We start from the raw sequence: 2,171 nt of genomic DNA on the forward strand, positions 1-2,171 counted from the left end.
TACCCTTCACGGTCAAGCATGAGATCGTGCCTCAAATCCTTTAAAATCAATGATTTGATTATATCCATACATGAAAGCTTCACAGTCATTTCTCGCCACACTAAAAGAAGCCCCTTCCGATGCTGAGGTGGTTTCGCACAAACTCATGGTGCGTGCTGGTTTAATTCGTAAGCTCAGCGCTGGCATCTACAACTATTTGCCTTTGGGATTGAAGTCCATTCGCAAGGTAGAAAACATCATCCGTGAAGAAATGAATCGCGCTGGCGCAATCGAATTGCTGATGCCAATGATTCAGCCTGCAGAGTTGTGGCAAGAGACGGGCCGCTGGGAAAAGATGGGGCCAGAGTTGCTTCGCATCAAGGATCGTCATGATCGTGACTTTTTAATTCAGCCGACCTCAGAAGAGGTGGTGACTGATTTAGCGCGTAATGAAATTAAGAGTTACAAACAGTTGCCGGTGAACTTTTACCAAATTCAGACTAAGTTCCGTGATGAGCGTCGCCCACGCTTTGGAATCATGCGTGGTCGTGAGTTCAGCATGAAGGATGCTTACTCCTTTGATCGCGATACTGAGGGATTGAAGAAGTCTTATCAAATTATGTTTGATGCTTACACTCGTATCTTCAAGCGTATGGGCTTGAAGTTTCGTGCAGTAACGGCAGATAACGGTGCTATTGGCGGATCAGGTAGTCAAGAGTTTCATGTGATTGCAGATACTGGTGAAGATGCCATTGTGTATTGCCCAAATTCTGATTACGCTGCCAACCTTGAGGCTGCTGAGTCAGTCTCCTTAATTGCGGTACGCGGTGCTGCAACTCAGGAGCTGACTAAAGTTGCGACACCAAATCAAACAAACTGCGTTGAGGTTGCCAAGTTTTTAAACCTGCCGCTAGAGCAGACTGTGAAGTCATTATTGTTTGCCGCTGATCAAGAAGAGGGCCCAGCTAAATTATTTATGCTGTTAGTGCGCGGTGATCATGAGCTAAATGAAATCAAGGCGAGCAAGATTCCTGGAATGGCAGAGTCACGTTTTGCCAGTGAAGCTGAAATTGCGCAGGCATGTAATGCACCAGCGGGCTATTTAGGGCCAGTTGGAATTGCTGCTGATGTGACCGTAGTCGCAGATCGTACTGTTGCCAATATGGCTGATTTTGTGTGCGGCGCTAATGATGCTGGCCATCACTTAACAGGCGTGAATTGGGGTCGTGATTTACCGGAGCCTTTAGTGATGGATTTGCGTAATGCCGTAATCGGTGATCCGTCCCCTGATGGTAAGGGTGTTGTGGATATCTGCCGCGGTATTGAAGTGGGCCATGTATTTCAATTGGGCACACGCTACTCTGAAGCAATGGGTTGCACCTATCTTGATCAACAAGGCAAAGCACAGCCGATGGTGATGGGTTGCTACGGTATTGGCGTAACTCGCCTCCTAGGCGCTGCAATCGAGCAGGGTAATGATGAGCGCGGAATTATTTGGCCGATTTCGATGGCACCATTTGAAGTGGTAATTTGTCCAATGGGTTACGACAAATCAGAGGCAGTGAAAGTTGCTGCTGATCAATTACATGATGAGTTGATTGCTGATGGAGTCGATGTGGTGTTGGATGACCGAGGTGAAAGACCGGGTGCAATGTTTGCTGACTGGGAATTAATTGGTGTTCCATTCCGCGTGGTGATCGGTGATCGTGGTCTTGCAGATGCTCAAGTCGAATTCAAGGGTCGCACCGATGCTGAATCAGAAAATATCCCGCTATCAGAAATTAAAGCAAAAGTGATTGCTGCAATTGAGTCCGCTAAGAAACTCGTTTCTTAAGCCAAACAGTTTTTAAGTATTATTTTTTAAAGAGTCCGCCAATACCCTTGGCGGCTCCTTTAGCTGCCATGGATGCCATGGTGCGCGCCATCTTGCCACCCTTGAACTGTTTCATCATGGTTTGCATTTGTTCAAACTGTGCAAGCAGACGATTGACTTCTTGAACCTCAACACCTGCGCCCGCTGCAATCCGGCGTTTGCGAGTAGCTTTCAATAATTCCGGTTTTGCACGCTCTTTGGGCGTCATGCTATCGATGATGCCGCGCATACGCTTTGTTTGTTTATCCGCAACACTCAAATTGGTTTTGGAGGCTGCTTGTGCCATATGACTTGGCAACTTATCCATCAAACTAGCCAT

Annotated in this window: 1 protein-coding gene and 1 pseudogene; one reads left to right on the forward strand and one right to left on the reverse strand. The window is 47.0% G+C overall.

Features of this window, described 5'->3' with window-relative positions:
• Nucleotides 1-70: 70 nt before the first annotated feature.
• A complete protein-coding gene (locus tag B7Y67_RS15905) occupies nt 71-1,813 on the forward strand; it encodes a proline--tRNA ligase (protein WP_293599469.1) in 1,743 nt (580 codons plus the stop codon).
• Nucleotides 1,814-1,832: 19 nt separating this feature from the next.
• Here the strand turns inward: B7Y67_RS15905 and B7Y67_RS15910 are convergent.
• Nucleotides 1,833-2,171, reverse strand: a pseudogene (locus B7Y67_RS15910) (signal recognition particle protein); the annotation flags it as partial.

Source organism: Polynucleobacter sp. 35-46-11, from assembly GCF_002281105.1.